Origin of the sequence: Paenibacillus sp. EKM301P (genome assembly GCF_011800295.1) — a bacterium.
GTDB classification, from domain to species: domain Bacteria; phylum Bacillota; class Bacilli; order Paenibacillales; family Paenibacillaceae; genus Paenibacillus; species Paenibacillus polymyxa.
In genome coordinates, this window is sequence record NZ_JAALFM010000006.1 from 57,485 (window position 1) to 72,887 (window position 15,403).

At 39.6% G+C, this 15,403-nt stretch carries 15 protein-coding genes and 2 pseudogenes; 5 read left to right on the forward strand and 12 right to left on the reverse strand.

Annotated elements, in window-relative coordinates; genetic code table 11:
- The first annotated feature begins 97 nt into the window (after positions 1–97).
- The gene (locus HFD99_RS15870; RefSeq protein WP_016820902.1) at positions 98–613 is read left to right on the forward strand and encodes a TetR/AcrR family transcriptional regulator; all 516 of its coding nucleotides are present in this window, start codon (positions 98–100) and stop codon (positions 611–613) included.
- Between the two features lie 87 nt (positions 614–700).
- Here HFD99_RS15870 and HFD99_RS15875 read toward each other — a convergent pair whose 3' ends face one another.
- Both HFD99_RS15875 and HFD99_RS15880 read right to left on the reverse strand, forming a co-directional pair.
- A complete protein-coding gene (locus tag HFD99_RS15875) occupies positions 701–1,588 on the reverse strand; it encodes a HAMP domain-containing sensor histidine kinase (protein ID WP_225164884.1) in 888 nt (295 codons plus the stop codon).
- A 187-nt stretch (positions 1,589–1,775) separates the two neighbouring features.
- Positions 1,776–2,453: a response regulator transcription factor gene (locus tag HFD99_RS15880; RefSeq protein WP_016820900.1), complete on the reverse strand. Its 678-nt coding sequence runs from the start codon at positions 2,451–2,453 to the stop codon at positions 1,776–1,778.
- Positions 2,454–2,769: 316 nt separating this feature from the next.
- On the opposite strand from HFD99_RS15880, the gene HFD99_RS15885 reads away from it, so the two are divergent.
- Positions 2,770–3,762: a poly(ethylene terephthalate) hydrolase family protein gene (locus HFD99_RS15885; protein ID WP_123797226.1), complete on the forward strand. Its 993-nt coding sequence runs from the start codon at positions 2,770–2,772 to the stop codon at positions 3,760–3,762.
- A 260-nt stretch (positions 3,763–4,022) separates the two neighbouring features.
- A complete protein-coding gene (locus tag HFD99_RS15890) occupies positions 4,023–5,381 on the forward strand; it encodes an alpha/beta hydrolase family protein (RefSeq protein ID WP_225164885.1) in 1,359 nt (452 codons plus the stop codon).
- A gap of 297 nt (positions 5,382–5,678) precedes the next feature.
- On the opposite strand, the gene HFD99_RS15895 is transcribed toward HFD99_RS15890, so the two are convergent.
- The gene (locus tag HFD99_RS15895) at positions 5,679–6,440 is read right to left on the reverse strand and encodes an SDR family NAD(P)-dependent oxidoreductase (protein WP_225164886.1); all 762 of its coding nucleotides are present in this window, start codon (positions 6,438–6,440) and stop codon (positions 5,679–5,681) included.
- A 142-nt stretch (positions 6,441–6,582) separates the two neighbouring features.
- Between HFD99_RS15895 and HFD99_RS15900 the strand changes: the two are divergent.
- Positions 6,583–7,050, forward strand: a pseudogene (locus HFD99_RS15900) (tyrosine-type recombinase/integrase); the annotation flags it as partial.
- Between the two features lie 463 nt (positions 7,051–7,513).
- Here HFD99_RS15900 and bluB read toward each other — a convergent pair.
- The 9 genes and pseudogenes from bluB to HFD99_RS15945 form a co-directional block, all read right to left on the reverse strand.
- Positions 7,514–8,148 (reverse strand): annotated as a pseudogene (gene bluB, locus HFD99_RS15905) (5,6-dimethylbenzimidazole synthase).
- A 92-nt stretch (positions 8,149–8,240) separates the two neighbouring features.
- Positions 8,241–9,473: a MalY/PatB family protein gene (locus tag HFD99_RS15910; RefSeq protein WP_225164887.1), complete on the reverse strand. Its 1,233-nt coding sequence runs from the start codon at positions 9,471–9,473 to the stop codon at positions 8,241–8,243.
- Positions 9,403–10,263, reverse strand: coding sequence for a DUF3737 family protein (locus HFD99_RS15915; protein WP_016820892.1), 861 nt, complete (start codon positions 10,261–10,263; stop codon positions 9,403–9,405). The genes HFD99_RS15910 and HFD99_RS15915 overlap by 71 nt, the downstream gene beginning before the upstream one ends.
- 146 nt (positions 10,264–10,409) lie before the next feature.
- Positions 10,410–10,805 carry a cupin domain-containing protein gene (locus HFD99_RS15920; RefSeq protein ID WP_016820891.1) on the reverse strand — a complete coding sequence of 132 codons (396 nt, stop codon included), beginning with the start codon at positions 10,803–10,805 and terminating at the stop codon, positions 10,410–10,412.
- Between the two features lie 31 nt (positions 10,806–10,836).
- Complete coding sequence (locus tag HFD99_RS15925; RefSeq protein WP_016820890.1) at positions 10,837–11,583, reverse strand: SDR family oxidoreductase; 747 nt, start codon at positions 11,581–11,583, stop codon at positions 10,837–10,839.
- A 78-nt stretch (positions 11,584–11,661) separates the two neighbouring features.
- Positions 11,662–12,414 carry a carboxymuconolactone decarboxylase family protein gene (locus tag HFD99_RS15930; RefSeq protein ID WP_016820889.1) on the reverse strand — a complete coding sequence of 251 codons (753 nt, stop codon included), beginning with the start codon at positions 12,412–12,414 and terminating at the stop codon, positions 11,662–11,664.
- 129 nt (positions 12,415–12,543) lie between these two features.
- On the reverse strand, positions 12,544–13,077 hold the full coding sequence (locus HFD99_RS15935; protein WP_017426962.1) for an NAD(P)H-dependent oxidoreductase: 534 nt from the start codon (positions 13,075–13,077) through the stop codon (positions 12,544–12,546).
- Positions 13,078–13,147: 70 nt separating this feature from the next.
- Positions 13,148–13,360 carry a 4-oxalocrotonate tautomerase DmpI gene (dmpI, locus tag HFD99_RS15940; protein ID WP_016820887.1) on the reverse strand — a complete coding sequence of 71 codons (213 nt, stop codon included), beginning with the start codon at positions 13,358–13,360 and terminating at the stop codon, positions 13,148–13,150.
- A gap of 109 nt (positions 13,361–13,469) precedes the next feature.
- A complete protein-coding gene (locus HFD99_RS15945; RefSeq protein ID WP_016820886.1) occupies positions 13,470–14,444 on the reverse strand; it encodes an aldo/keto reductase in 975 nt (324 codons plus the stop codon).
- Positions 14,445–14,681: 237 nt separating this feature from the next.
- On the opposite strand from HFD99_RS15945, the gene HFD99_RS15950 reads away from it, so the two are divergent.
- A complete protein-coding gene (locus HFD99_RS15950) occupies positions 14,682–15,227 on the forward strand; it encodes a TetR/AcrR family transcriptional regulator (protein ID WP_016820885.1) in 546 nt (181 codons plus the stop codon).
- The last annotated feature ends 176 nt before the right edge of the window (positions 15,228–15,403 follow it).

Genomic DNA, 15,403 nt, shown 5'->3' on the forward strand with positions numbered 1-15,403 from the left:
AAATAGACGTATCATTTTTTGTGTAACAAATGTATCATTGGTTAAAATCAGAATCAATGAATCGATAGAAAATGATACAGAAAGGAAAAAATGTAACGTGGAAGATAAAAGATTGAAAAACACACATGTGAAGCTTCAAATTACAAAATCACTTCTTGATTTGTTGAAAATGAAAGAACTTAAGGCGATTTCAATCAGTGATCTTACCTCAACAGCACAAGTAAGTCGCGTTTCGTTTTACAGGAATTATGATGAAAAAGAAGATGTGCTGAAAGAATATCTTTATAAATTAATAGACAGTTGGTATAAGGAATATCAAGATAGTGGTGGTACATCGGAAGATGAACTTTTGGGGAGTTTGTTTGGACACTTTAGTAAAAATAGAGATTTTTATCTGCTTCTTAGCCAAAGGAAATTGTTCTATCTGCTGAAGGAAATACTCAAAGAACTATTCGGACCAAAACCAGAATATCCAAACTTCGGTGCTTATGTAGCAGCTTATTTTTCATATGGATTGTTCGGATGGATTGAAGAATGGTTTGCTAGAGGTATGCAGGAAACTTCAGAAGAGATGACTTTACTTCTGAAAAATCGTGATTTAAATAAAAATTAATCTCCTGAGGTTGTTGGGGTTTGGACATTTTCCAGAAGTGAATAATCCCATTTTCTCAATTTAGATGCTGAGAAAATGGGATTATTTCTAGGGTGAAGGAAGAATCACTTCAAAAGTTGTACCTGTGTCATCTGAGCTTACAACCCGGATCGTCCCACCATGCAGCATAACAATCTTTTGCGCAATACTTAAACCCAATCCATTGCCAGGGGAGGCGTGAGAAGGATCTCCTTGATAGAATTTATCAAATATGTGTTTTTGCTGATAGGCATCAATCCCTGGACCGTTGTTGTGAATAGATATACTAACATGTTGAATCTTCGAATTCATATCGATTGTGATCTCGGAATTCGAAGGCGAATACTTAATGGCATTGTCCAGAAGATTGATCCAAACTTGACTAAGCATATCTTCATTTGCAGTAACCATCAGTTCAGACGAATCAAACTGAAAGCTTATATTTTTCGCCGACCATTTCGGCTCCAACAATACAATAACCGTTCGGATGTGTTCGGTTAAGTTAAAAGTCGTTTTCTCAGTGATGATGGCTTGGCTTTCGATCTTGGATAACTGAAGCACATTTGTAGCAAGTTCTGCCAAACGTTCCGATTCATTGATGATGATATCCAAATACTCATTGCGTTCCTCATCTGATAAGTTTTTTCTTTTCAAAACTTTCGCGTACCCTCGTAAGGAAACGATCGGTGTTTTAAATTCATGCGAAAAATTATTAATAAAATCGGACCGCAGCATTTCAAGACTACCGAGTTCTTCAGCCATGTGATTAAAACTTCTGTTCAACTTTCTTAACTCTTTTGGCCCCTTAAGGTGAATACGGACGGAAAAATTCCCTTTGGCCAGCTCTTCAGAAGCATGTATGACTTTTCGAATGGGAGAGAGCGGGATTCGGCTAAATATCAACGATGCAAGAATACTGACCAGAATACTCACTGTTACAAAATATGTAACAAGCACTAAGCCACCTCCTGAATTTGGATCTTCGGCTGGAGGGGAAGTGTAGAGTCCGATATACACGAAAAACACGACAATGACCAACGAAAGAAAAATGGATATGAGCAAAATAAACAACACAATGAACGTAAACATAAAAGTTAGTCCAAATCCACGTAAAGATCTCTCTCTGATAAAGTTTATTATCCTTCTACTCACTATGTTTTACCGCCTTATAGCCAATTCCTCGGATGGATATGATTTCAAATTCTGGATAATCGCCAAATCGCTTTCTTAAACGGTTGATGTGAACATTTAACGTGATATCACTTGTTTCAGAGTCCATGCCCCAAATTTCATCCATTAACTGAATACGGGTAAAAATTTTATCTGGGTACGACAGCAATTTGTACAATAAATAAAATTCCTTCTGCGGCAGTGTCTGCACTTCATTCTCTCTTGACACCGATAATTCATCGTATTGCAGCGTGATTTTTCCTATTTGAAGCTTCCGTTCATTCTGGATCTTGGCTCGCCGAAGCAAAGCCTTAATCCGAAGTAGCATTTCGTCTTCGTCCACAGGTTTGACCATGTAATCGTCTGTTCCTGCCATAAAGCCTTTACGTTTGTCTGCCGGTAAATGTTTGGCACTAACCATCAGAATAGGAATATCATTTTTGCTCTCGCGGATCGTTTGAGTCAACTCGAATCCATCCATTTGAGGCATCATGATATCAAGAACAATTAAATCAATATGCTGCTTGTCTAATAATTCTAATGCCACGATGCCATTCTCCGTCAAAAACACCTCGTATCCTGCAGACCCAATGATAGTTTTCATTAATTTGGCCGTATTTTTATCGTCTTCTACAACGAGAATTTGAAACATTCCCCTCAATCCTTTCCGTTACTCTTTAGTAACTGAACTGGCATTCTATCACAATATCTGTTTGGAATGAACAACGGGCATTGTGCTTCTTGTTTATTTTCAGTTTATATAATCATGTTAGTGTAATTCTAGTAATAACGATTCATCAAACTCCCGGATGTTCTGTTGTTCCAATATTCTCATCTGCATGCTCAGTCAGTTTAAACAATCATGGAGGTGTTGGGTTATATCAAAGTGATCAATTGCTTTAAACTTAGTTTTTCAAAATCATACGCATGTTATTCTGCCCATGATTTAAGTAGTTAAGTGTTAAATAATGAAAGAAAATGAAAAGCTTAATGAGGTGGAGTTTATGAAAATAATAAAAAGAATTTTATTGATTTTAGTTGCTATCGTAATTGTTGTTATTGTTGGAGTTCTTGCGATTCTATGGTATCGTAATGCATATTATTATAAATTAGTTGAGACTGACAAGCCAATTGAAACACAGTATACTGCAATGGGGCCATATAAGGTTTCCTATCAGGAATTTGATTCAGAAAATGCTACCTTTAAGAAGAATGAGATTTGGTACCCATCCGACATGAAAGATAGTGCATCTGCACTGCCTCTCGTAATCATGGCTAACGGTACAGGCACCACTGCTTCAAAATACACAGCTGTTTTTAAACACCTCGCTTCATGGGGGTTTATTGTGGTAGGTAATGAGGATGAAAATTCAAGAACGGGGGCATCTTCATCAGCCAGTCTTAATTTTATGTTAAGTTTGAATAAAGATAGTTCTAGTGATTTTTATGGGAAGATTGATGTAAACAATATTGGAATTGGGGGACATTCGCAAGGCGGCGTAGGAGCAATTAATGCTGTAACCAAGCAGGACAACGGTAGTTTTTACAAAGCTATGTATACAGCAAGTGCCACATCAAGTTTCTGGGGACAACAAAGCGAATTGGGAACCGATTGGAGTTACGATATATCAAAGGTTGACATTCCTTACTTCATGGTTGCAGGTACAGGATATTTTGATGCGGGAGCTGCCGAAGACATAACGGCAACAGAAGGGCAAGGAATTACTCCGCTTTGGTCACTTAATACGAATTATTCCAATATTCCCGATACGGTAACCAAAGTTATGGCAAGGCGTGTCAACACGGACCACGGTGATATGCTCACCCATGCTGACGGATATATGACAGCCTGGTTTATGTATTGGCTGAAAGGTGATGTTCAAGCGGGTAACGCATTCTTTGGTGACGATGCAGAGTTACTTGAAAATGCGAACTGGCAAGATGTTATTAGAAGTCAATGAATTATTTTTATATAAAATTACAACAATGTTATATACCTGATTAAGGACTGGATTCCAGTCCTTTTTTAGTTGAGTTGGAATTACTTCGTAAGATTGCTACAGAACAGAAATATTAAGTTAAAAATATCCGTTTGTGTTTTATTTGGTTATAGGCATCATCATATCAGTTTATTTTCAGTTTATTCAGATCAGGTATATTACTTCAAGGAAAATAAGACACAAGACAGTAGACATCCTCAACAAATATCAAGGAGAATTCAATGAGAAAAATGATTAAAATAATAGGCTTGTGTATATTGATATTCATTCTTTTGATCGTGGGACTGAGAATTAAAAATATGTTATTCCCTCCAAAAGTTGATAGCAGTGAACTAGATATTGATAAGATATTTGCACAACAGGCGCAATCCCAAGAAGGATTTCATCCTCTTGAAAATATTGAGCAGAGAACCATTGATATAAAATACATCAGCAAGGACAATATAGTGGACACCCGACAAATGAGGCTCTATATTCCGAAGGATGCGGAGCAGCCGATCCCCGTCATCTATATTCCTCACTATGAAATGACCGAGGATGCTGTGGAATTGCGCAAGTATCTAGCTGAAGGGTGGATGGTTGCTTCACCGACGAAATTTGATAATAAATACAACGGTCAGCTGACCGATGATGATCTGGTTTTCAATAATGCCGCCTTATATACGCTTCGTCATATGGAAGAAGTCGATCATCAAAGAATCGCCCTCGTTGGGGGCAGCGCAGGTGGATACACGACACTGATGCTTAACGCTTTGCAAATGGGGATTAATGCTTCGATCGCGAATTCACCGATTGCTAATGTGTACTTTAATTTTTATCAGTATTTTCCCGAAGGAAACCAATTGAACAACAACAAGATGGGCTGGGTTATGCTTAAAGGATTGTTTAAAATGATCACTGCGGAGATAACGGCGAAAGAAATGCTGAAAACGATGATGGACTTACCGATTCCGTTTCTAGGTATGGTATCTGGTATGTTTGAGCCGATCTTAGATAATTTTCCGGATAAAGAAGACATCGCAAGATGGGAAGCATTCTCCCCGGTTGCACTGGCAAATCATTTTAGTAGTCCTCTGGTCATCAATCATGTTACGTCTGATGTTTTGGTTCCAATCGATCAGATTTCAAGACGATTCACCTATGAAGAAAACGGAAGTTCAATGCTGGAGGGGTTTTCGACAAGACTGAATAACAGCTATCCGGGAGTTCTCGGACATACTTTGGAAGAAGAACTGCCTTCAGACCTCACAAGAACAGTGCACATTATTATTACTGACCCGGATAAAGACAGCATACTTCCTTATGACAGTAAGAAACCGTTCAACCTGAACATTTACGACGATGGAACTGTAGAATCTTACGGGAGCCACCGAGCGACATCCGGAACAGGTGTAACCGATGATATTCCGTATCTCAGAGATATGCTCTCCCGTAGCTTGGCAGAAACAGAAATGCTGCTACCTGGAAAGCTTCTTCTGCTTTTGATCGTTATCAGGGAGAGAGTATACAATTACCTGCTCATCAAGGAATTGATGATACTGTTTATGGCTCCCTTGTCATTTATCAGCAGGAAGTCGTAGAGGAATTAAATCAATGGGCAGAAAATCATTCTCTGGATGAATTGAATCATTTTATTAAGGGATCAATCACAAATATCGATGATACCGTGTTAAAGAACCAGTACACAGCCACATGGAAAGAGATAAAGGAAAAATTATCACGAATGTAAATTAGTTATTGCAGCATCTTGTTAAAAATTTAACAGGATGCTGCAAACTTGATTTATTTAGCTGGCTCTGAATGAAGGACGAGATGTGGATACACAGAAAAGGGCAGCAGAAACAATACGTTAGCTATCCTTCCAATAAGTGATTTTATTATTTGTAATCTGCGTTTATCGTTGTTTCTTTCCATTGTTCGATGCTGACAAGCATGTTGTTAAATTTATAGGTTGCCGCATCATAGGCTTGTTGACCAAGCAACAAACGAAGTGGAGGTTCCGTTGTTTCCACGACTTTAATAACCGCTTCAGCAGCCTTTACAGGATCTCCAGCTTCTTGACCAGCACCAAGTTGAATACCTTGCAGCATATGTCCGACAATAGATTCTTTAAGCTCAGGTATGCTTGTCTCAGTCTTGGCAGAAGAACGGCCACCCCAATCTGTACGAAAACTGCTTGGCTCCATTAAAGTCACATAAATATTAAAAGGAGCCAGTTCTTGCGCAAGACTTTCGGAAATACCTTCAACGGCGTATTTTGTTGCGTGATAATACCCGAGAGTTGGGAAGGAAGTTAGACCGCCAATGGACGAGAAGTTTATAATGTGACCACTTTTTTGTGAGCGCATGTAGGGAAGTACAGCATTCGTAATATGCATGAGTCCCCAGAAGTTAATTTCGAACATCTTACGCGTTTCTTCTTCTACGCTTTCCTCAACAGAGCTAAAATATCCGATACCTGCATTGTTCACGAGCACATGATCTTCATGCCCGGCTGTAAGCTCTGTTATCTGCTCAACATTACGGGCGGTTACTACGACTTTATAACCTGCATCAATCGTTTGCTCCGCGATGTGTCGACCAAATCCTGTTGAACATCCTGTGATAAGCCATACTTTTTGTTCTGACAATGTAATCACTCCTTCAAGTTAATAATCATACTTTAAATCTTAAAGTTAACTTGAAGTCAACACTAATTTTGAATAATTAATATCAGCAGTCTATTTCATCTTTTTGTCTTTCTGCAGCTATAATTGGGTTACTTCAACAGAGTTTGTTATATTTAATCGTGAGCGTGATACAGCCATTGCTTCCTTGATTTTGGGATCTGGATTGAGACTATCCGAAGTGGTTGGCGCTAACATTGAAGATGTAGACTTGACTGAAAATTTACTACGAGTAATCCGTAAAGGCGGTAAGGAGCAGTATGTTTACTTTAGTGACTTGCATTATATGACATCAAAGAATATATAAAAATTAGAGATCAAAGGTATAAACCCAGCTCAAAGAGATAGCCTTATTTATAGCTGCTCCTGTAGGAAGAAAAGGAGGCACACGAAGACTTACTCAAAGATCCATAGAAAAGTTAATTCAAAAATATGCTAATCTTTATGGTAAAGTGATGTTCCAAAACTGAAGGATCAACTAGGTCATTTATCAGTACAGACAACGATGATATATACACATTTATCAGATGACGATCTGAAGACAGCGGTTAATAAAATGGATTTAGATTTTTTTATGCATTAACTCTAAGTTCAATTGTAATTCAGTAGATGATTATTGAAGATAAAGTTATTGCATAAAGGATGGATGATATGATTTATGCCACAACTTTATCTTCATTTTTACTTATGCAATAATCTTAAGTTCACTAATGCAATAAAGTTAACTTCAACGGACACAACTGCAGCAGAAAACTACATCTATAAGGTTCTCTTCAGACATATTCACAAAACCCGTATTTTGTACATATGTATAACATGATCTTCGGAGATAAAAATGCCTAACATAAACGTTTTTTTTAAAATTGACACAAAGTTCCCTACCAAAAATTAAAAATCCCTTATAAAACAAGGGATTTCTTGGTTGGTAATTTTATGTCATTCTACAGGAAACTTGTTTACTGAGGTTATAAGTGACTCCAAGTTCGCATAATCGTTTATGTCTTTTGCAACCTCGAATAAATTTATCTTTTTCATTTATATTTCAATCATTCCCAAGCATTATGATGTATTAGATTATTTAGATTTCGACGCCTCTCCCAATTTACTTGCTCTAGGATTGGTTTTGTAGGATAAAAATCCGTGTAACCTAATGAAATCAATGTAATAGGATCAATATGTGGTGGAATATTCAGTATTTCCCGTACGTCTGTTTTCTTGTAAAAACTCACCCACCCCATTGCTATTCCTTCTGCATAAGACGCCAACCACATATTTTGGATACAACAGGCTACGGATAGAATATCAGTTTCAGGAATAGAATTTTGGCCCAATTACATGTCCGCCACCTCTTGTTGGATCACATGTAATACAGAGCGTTATAGGTGCTTCCCTTATACCCTCTAATTTTAACGAGAGAAATCTTTTCTTTTTTTCATCTTCATAGTGTATGGACAAGGCCTGTATTTCTTTATGACATGCATGCGCCAATCGTTCTTTAACTTCTTGAGAGTCAATTACAATAAAATCCCAAGGTTTCATAAAACCAACGGAAGGTGCATGATCCAGCCATTAATATGTTGTTTAACTTATCTCTGGATATGGGTTTTCTATTAAATGATCGAATATCTCTCCTTTCAAAAATGGCTTTAAATATTCCTTTTCTCTCATAAACATTTAACAACTTAATTCCTCACTTAAAACAAAAATCCCCAGAATGCGCCAGTCTCAGATTATTATGACATGGTTTCAGGTTCAAGTGTAACCATTATTGAATCAATCATTCATTCTTTGATATGCCTGAATCCCAATCTTCAAGCGCTGCAATCCATCAGTTAGTCGTTTTTTAGGGCAGGCGTAGTTCAATCGAATGAAACCGTGTCCATTGCCGCCATAAATGGCGCCCTCCGAGACATACAGCCCCGTTTCTTTCCTTATGAACTTACACAGTTGACTTACATTAGAAGTTATGTTCCGGCAATCGATCCAGGCCAAATAAGTCGCTTCCGAATGGATAATTTGGAGCTGCGGTAGTTCACTAGCCAAATAATGTTCGAGATATTGCTTGTTCGCCATGAGATATTCCAATAAGGCTTGCAGCCAGGGTTCGCCTTCCGTAAAGGCAGAGATTGCTGCTTCAATCGCAAAAAAGTTAGGTTCGGCCACTTCATTGGTGTTAATGCCACGGTGTACAAGTTTTCGAATCTTCGAATTCGGCACGATAATACTTGAAGTTTGAATTCCCGCAAGATTGAAAGTTTTCGTCGGTGCCACACAGGTGATGCAATTTTGTGCGATCACTTCCGATACGGAAGCGAACGGAATGTGTTGGTGGCCTGGGTGTGTTAAGTCGCAGTGAATTTCATCGGAAAGGATAAGGACCTCATGTTTGACGCAGAGCGTGCCGAGTTTCTCAAGAACTTGTTTGTCCCACACTTTACCTATGGGGTTGTGCGGATTGCAGAAAATCATAAGCGTTGTGTCAGGATCGGCTAGCTTTTTCTCCACATCGTCAAATTCGATCGAATATCCATTGTCTTTGTAAATCAACTCGCTTACCAGAACTTCTCGTTGATTGTTCTTTATGGAGTTGTAGAAAATGTTATAGACAGGCGCAAGCACTAGCACTTTGTCGCCGGCTTTGGTCATATTGCGTACGATAGATGATATCGCCGGCACTACCCCCGTGCAAAACATAATCCATTCTTTTTGGATCTGATATTGATGTCTCTTTTCCCACCAATGGGCAACTGCATCATAATAAGTATCTGGTATCGAGGTATATCCATAAATATGATGGTCTAATCTCTTTTGCAGAGCATCGACTACAGCAGGCGAAGTCTCAAAGTCCATATCCGCCACCCACATCGGCAGCTCTTCTGGTTCAACATCCCATTTATAAGAGTTAGTGGCCAAACGGTTCGTCATTTTATCAAAATTAAAGGACAAATCGATCACCTGCTTTATCCAGCTCATATCGGGTGTAGGCAGCGTTGATTTCTTCGTCATTGATGATGATTTCACCGATATCCTTTGCTTTGATTTTCCCGGAGATTGGATTTTTCACGCTATCAATTGATGTCTTGGTTTCCACCTCAATGGTTGAATATTCGAATGCCAAGTCGGTATTCAGAATCGTTCCGTTCTCGATTACGAGACGGTCCATGTAGCACATTCCCTGATTGCTTTCGATAGTGCAGTTGATAAAGGTGATGTTTTTCGAATTCCATCCTAAATATTCTCCGATGATCAATGAATCATAGACGGTGACATTCTCGCAATTCCAGAAGGCGTCCTTTGAAATAATCTTCGCATTGCGAATCTCCATATCCTTAGCTCCGTCGAATGCGTAGTTCCCCGCTAATGTGAAATCGTCGATAGTGATATTTGCACTATTCATTCCAAAGTAATCACCTTTTGCGGTCACATGATTCAAGTGAATATCTTCGCAATTCCATAAGGTTTCTTGCGCGTTGGGCAGATCGACATACGTCAGTCGGATTCCGCTCGAACGCCGAAATGTCTTTGGCGCCTCTATTACGCTGTCACTGATGACAATTTGGTGTGTATACCATATTCCCGATCGGGCCATTACAAGGAAAGTGCTACGATCAACACGAATATTATTGCAATACCACAAGGGATATTTCCATTTAAAAATGCTATTATCGATAGTAATATCGTTGCTTTCCTTCAGGGGGGACTCGCCATCCGCGAAAATGGAATTAGTGACCATGAGATTCTTTCTCTTGAAAAGTGCTCGTTCTCCGGTAAGCATTTGTTGGTCGATCGTTTGCATAATACTGTCTCCAATCGCTCAGTGCTAGCTTCAAATATTTCATGACCCATAATTCGCAGAATAGCAGCAGAGGGTTCCAGATCTATTAGAAGCTTCTATATAAACGGCGGCATTAACGGCTGCCGTTTATATGTGTTAATTATTTATCATAGCTTAATATATTCTTCATCCAGTACAGGTTCTAACCAATCTGTTTGTCCTGGTGTAAGAGCTAAGTGAACAAACCAGCTTTCCTTCGTAGCCCCATGCCAATGTTTAACGTTCGCTGGAATGTTTACCACATCGCCTGTTTTGAGTGATTGAGCTGGCTTTCCTTCTTCTTGATACCACCCCTCACCGCCGGTAACTAACAACACTTGTCCAGTATGATGAGAGTGCCAGTTATTGCGGGCACCGGGAGCAAAGGTTACATTCCCGATTGCTGTATTGAGTGGTGCTGGATCGGTAAACACCATTTGTAAGTACGCGTCTCCGATAAAGTTTTTTTCGACTTTTTGACCCAATGGGAAGAGTGTGCTATGGCTTAAGTGCTCGTTCTTCATTTTTCATCTCTACTTTCTTATATTTTTAACGTTATCCAACTTGAGCTGTTGGTCGAATGATCATCTCATTAATGCCCACATCCGATGGTTGCTCGATGGCAAAGGCAATGGCACGTGCGATGCTGTCTGCATCAATTGCTATCTTGTAAAAATCATCCAAGCCCGCTTTCATTGCCGGATCGGTTGTCGTCTCCAGCAGTTCGCTGGTCACAGCTCCCGGCGAAATATTGGTCACACGAATATTTGTACCACTCATCGCTTCTTCTTGGCGCAAGCCTTCAGAGATTGCTCTTACGGCATGTTTGGTACCACAATAAACTGTCCCGCCTGGGTAGATGTTGTGTCCAGCCACGGATGAAAGGTTAATAATATGACCTGATTTCCGTTCTCTCATAGATGGAAGGACTGCCCCGATTGCGTACAATACCCCTTTGATATTGACATCGATCATTCGGTCCCATTCATCAACCTTTTTCAAAGCAAGAAAAGCCTGCGGCATGATTCCAGCATTATTGACTAAAACATCAATTTTTCCAAACTCGTTCAGCGCATACGCAGCAAGATCTTCCATTTGTTGGTGCGAACTTACATCCGTCACTTTATACACAGCTTCTCCGCCGCTTTGTTCAATTTCATCTTGTAATTTCTTTAACCGGTCTTCGCGGCGAGCGGCAAGAACCAATTTTGCACCTTTGGATGCCAGTTCTTTTGCAGCTGCTTCTCCAATACCGCTGGACGCTCCTGTAATAATAACTACTTTTTCTTGAATATTTGACATTTTAGATAAACACCTTTCTTAATTTTAGGTATACTTTCATCTATAAAAAAATCTATTTCTTCGCTTAATTTTCTTCTGCTATTCTGGAATGATCTCATTCACACAACTCAAAGCATTTAATGTTCTCGGAAAACCCATATAAGGAAGGCAATGAGTGATGGCAGTGATCATGATATCCTTGTCATTGCCTACATTCAGGTTGCCTTGCACATGTGCCTTGACTTGACTTTCACAACCGCCGAGACTACTCACAATACAGAGGGTCAGCAACTCCCGTGTTTTCAGATCAAGGCCTCCACGAGTATAGAAGTCACCAAAACAGAAGGCAGAAAGATAGTCCTGTATATGCTTTTGATTGTATGGAACATTCCCCCTGTTCTTTTCAATGATATCGCCAAAGATTTCTACCTGCACTGCAAGGCCTTTGTCTAACCGATTCTCTTCTTCAACCTGCTTTTGACTTTCGAGAGGTAACTCGATATTTCTGGATTGGAAAACCTCATTAATCTCCGCGATGGCATTTAGCGTTTTAGGGAATCCTAAATAAGGAGCACAATGGTAAATGGCCTCTTTAATTTCTACCGGAGTTAGTCCAACGTTCAGTGCAGCATGAGCATGCGCCTTGAGCTGAGGTAACGTTTGATTCGTTACAAGCACCACCAGAGTGATAAGCTCACGTTGTTTATCGTCCAACTTCCCTTGATAAAAAACTTCCCCAAAAATAAAACGGCTCAGGATGTCCTGAAAATCAGGATCAGTAGCGTATGCTCCCGGCATTCCATTACCAAATAGCTGTTTAAACGTTTCTTCACTCTTTTCAATTCGATTCATAACTGTGCCTCCTGCTTGTTTTTTTTGTGGATAAATAAGACCCACTGAAAGAATGACGATAATTGCGACGCGGTAACCTCCAATTCCCGTCTCTATGATGAAGCCAACAGGCTTAGCATCACCATTCTTCTAGACAAGTTTAGGGTTCAGCGCATAAGCCACATAATCCTTGGCACTTTGCTCTAGCTCCTCATCTGACAGGTGTTGCATTACACCATACAAGATATATGGTGTCAAATAGCGTGTTCCAATCAAGTTACTGGTTGCCTGAAGAGGTCGCAGCAGCTCGGAAACGGTGTATTTAAAATTACCGTCTGGTAAATAGTTTTCTTTAGCAGCGCCGGTAGAAACGGCAATCAGCAGCTCTTTTCCGTGCAGCTTGTCCCCTTTGCTTCCAAATGCCCAGCCATGAGTTAGGACTACATCCTCCCATTTTTTCAGCAATGAAGGCGTACTGTACCAGTAGAATGGGAATTGCAAAACGATGCGATCATGCTGCTCCAATAGACTCTGCTCGGCAGCGACATCGATCTTCTCATTCGGGTATGCCTCATAAACATGGTGAATTGTAACACCAGCTTGCTTCTTCATTTCTTCCGTTAAGCGACGATGAACACGGGAAGCAGTTAAATCAGGGTGAAAAACAAGAACAAGTGTTTTCATTTTAAATTTTCTCCATCCAAGAATATTTTTTTCTATCTTAATTGTTTAAATGGATACCAAGTTAATTATTTTACTCCTCACTTTTCAGTGGATTATTTACAGCTTTGTCTGCTAAAATCCGTCCTGCAACACCTATATTATCTAGTTCATTTTCCCTTACGAACACAAAGAATGCTTGTTCAGGTATATTCATGATAGTTGAAGCTGATGTAGTAAGGTCTTTTACTAACTTTCTTTTTTGCTCTTTAGTTAATTTAGCTGCTTCAATTGTAATTACAGGCATAATTTATTCTCCTTTATTGTGAGTTTATGTCTAATGACGACGAGCTGACACAAAAACTCATGTGCATCTCTCTTATCAAAGAGACCGTGCGACACCAATTTATATGAATTTAAAAATGACCAACGATTCGGTGCGGTACATATGGTTCTTCCAAAAACGCAATTTCTTCAGCAGTTAATTGAATAGATAGAGCAGCTTCTGCATCTTCGAGCTGGGATATTTTTGTCGCACCGACAATAGGAGCGGCTACCGGTTCTTTATGTAGAAGCCACGCAAGTGCGATGTGAACCCGGCGAACACCATGTTTCTCTGCCAAACTCGCAACCCGGTTCACCACCAATTGATCCGCATCTGTTGTTGCATCATATTTTTGTTTTGCAATTTCATCAGTTTCGGCACGATGTGTTGTTGTCTCCCGCGCCAACCTTCCTCCTGCGAGCGGGCTATAAGGAATGACCCCAATTTTTTCTTCCTTACAAAGTGGGAGCATCTCTCGCTCCTCTTCACGGTAAATGAGATTTAAATGATTCTGCATTGATACAAATCGGGTCCACCCATTCTTCTCAGCTATATGTAAAGCTTTCTCAAACTGCCATGCCCACATTGCAGAGGCTCCGATGTATCTTGCCTTACCAGCCTTAACTATATCGTGCAATGCCTCCATCGTCTCTTCGATAGGCGTGTTATAATCCCAACGATGAATTTGATACAGATCGACGTAGTCGGTTTTCAATCTCTTAAGGCTCTTATCGATTTCGCTCATGATCGCCTTGCGGGAAAGTCCAGCGCCATTGGGTCCTTGATGCATTCGTCCATGTATTTTAGTCGCGATGACAATCTCATCACGGTTCGAAAAATCCTTTAATGCACCTCCAATTATTTCCTCACTTGTCCCGTCAGCGTACACGTTTGCAGAATCAAAAAAATTGATTCCAAGCTCCAGAGCTTTTTTTATGATTGGACGAGCGCGTTCTTCATCAAGTACCCATCGATGATGACCTTTTTGTGCGTCTCCAAAACCCATACAACCAAGACAAATCCGGGATACATCCAAGCCAGTATTTCCAAGTTTCGTATAATCCATTTCATTGTTCCTCCCTTTCGTGTGGTGCGATCTTGACTTGCCTCAGCACGGGTACGCGTGCTGATCATTGAGTTTAGATAACTCCAAATAAAAAAATGAACATTGATTGTTTAATCAACTTACGTTTATAATTCTAAACGGATACAAAATGCTTGCAATAATCAATTTCTTTCGATGTGTGGATTACTCAACAAATTATCCGTAATTGCCGATTATCTCAGTAAGGGGACTTTAAAAATGACTAAAGTGGACAGAAGGGTACTCAAATCTCAAGAAGCCATAAAGAAAGCAATACTTGAACTGATGACTGAAAAAAACTTTGATGACATTACAATTCGGGATATTTCTGATAGGGCAAATGTTAATCGAGGAACAATCTATCTCCATTACATGGATAAATTTGACTTGCTAGATAAGATAATTGAAGAACATATAAACAATCTCCGTGAACTTTGCCACACAGCATCTGAAATGAGTTTCCAAGAAGGAAATTATGTCTGGTTCGAATACTTTGCAGACAATCATTTATTCTTTTCAACCATGCTAAACACGAAAAGTTCAGCTTATTTTCGTAGTCAATTTCTTGATTTAGTCGTCCAGGAGTACAAGGTTGAAGTCGATGTAACAGAAGGAATAAATCAAGGCTTAAGTGAAGATGTCATTCTTCAATTTTTTGGGGCCGCGGTCGTGGGGATCGTAGAATGGTGGTTTAAGAATGGAATGTCAGTCCCCCCTCGTGTCATGGCAGAACAAACTGGGATATTGTTAGACAGAAATTTTTAAATTGCATTCCCAACAAATCTAGTAAATCGAGTAATTTCTTGTACTGAGGTTATTTAAACAAAATTCTCATCCTAATTTCGTGATGAGGGTAGGGTTTTGAAAACTGTTCTCGCATTCGGGACTTGAACACTAGAGATAAGGCCCATACCCGGCACAGCACCGAAAACATGAAGCGG

What these genes read in the sequence shown, in the direction of transcription:
- HFD99_RS15885 (WP_123797226.1), top strand. Translation starts at nt 2,770, where the DNA reads ATGAAAGAAAATGAAAAGCTTAATGAGGTGGAGTTTATGAAAATAATA.
- HFD99_RS15890 (WP_225164885.1), top strand. Translation starts at nt 4,023, where the DNA reads ATGAGAAAAATGATTAAAATAATAGGCTTGTGTATATTGATATTCATT.
- HFD99_RS15950 (WP_016820885.1), top strand. Translation starts at nt 14,682, where the DNA reads ATGACTAAAGTGGACAGAAGGGTACTCAAATCTCAAGAAGCCATAAAG.
- HFD99_RS15920 (WP_016820891.1), bottom strand. Translation starts at nt 10,805, where the DNA reads ATGAAGAACGAGCACTTAAGCCATAGCACACTCTTCCCATTGGGTCAA.
- HFD99_RS15880 (WP_016820900.1), bottom strand. Translation starts at nt 2,453, where the DNA reads ATGTTTCAAATTCTCGTTGTAGAAGACGATAAAAATACGGCCAAATTA.
- HFD99_RS15930 (WP_016820889.1), bottom strand. Translation starts at nt 12,414, where the DNA reads ATGAATCGAATTGAAAAGAGTGAAGAAACGTTTAAACAGCTATTTGGT.
- HFD99_RS15935 (WP_017426962.1), bottom strand. Translation starts at nt 13,077, where the DNA reads ATGAAAACACTTGTTCTTGTTTTTCACCCTGATTTAACTGCTTCCCGT.
- HFD99_RS15925 (WP_016820890.1), bottom strand. Translation starts at nt 11,583, where the DNA reads ATGTCAAATATTCAAGAAAAAGTAGTTATTATTACAGGAGCGTCCAGC.
- HFD99_RS15910 (WP_225164887.1), bottom strand. Translation starts at nt 9,473, where the DNA reads ATGACGAAGAAATCAACGCTGCCTACACCCGATATGAGCTGGATAAAG.
- HFD99_RS15945 (WP_016820886.1), bottom strand. Translation starts at nt 14,444, where the DNA reads ATGGATTATACGAAACTTGGAAATACTGGCTTGGATGTATCCCGGATT.
- dmpI (WP_016820887.1), bottom strand. Translation starts at nt 13,360, where the DNA reads ATGCCTGTAATTACAATTGAAGCAGCTAAATTAACTAAAGAGCAAAAA.
- HFD99_RS15915 (WP_016820892.1), bottom strand. Translation starts at nt 10,263, where the DNA reads ATGCAAACGATCGACCAACAAATGCTTACCGGAGAACGAGCACTTTTC.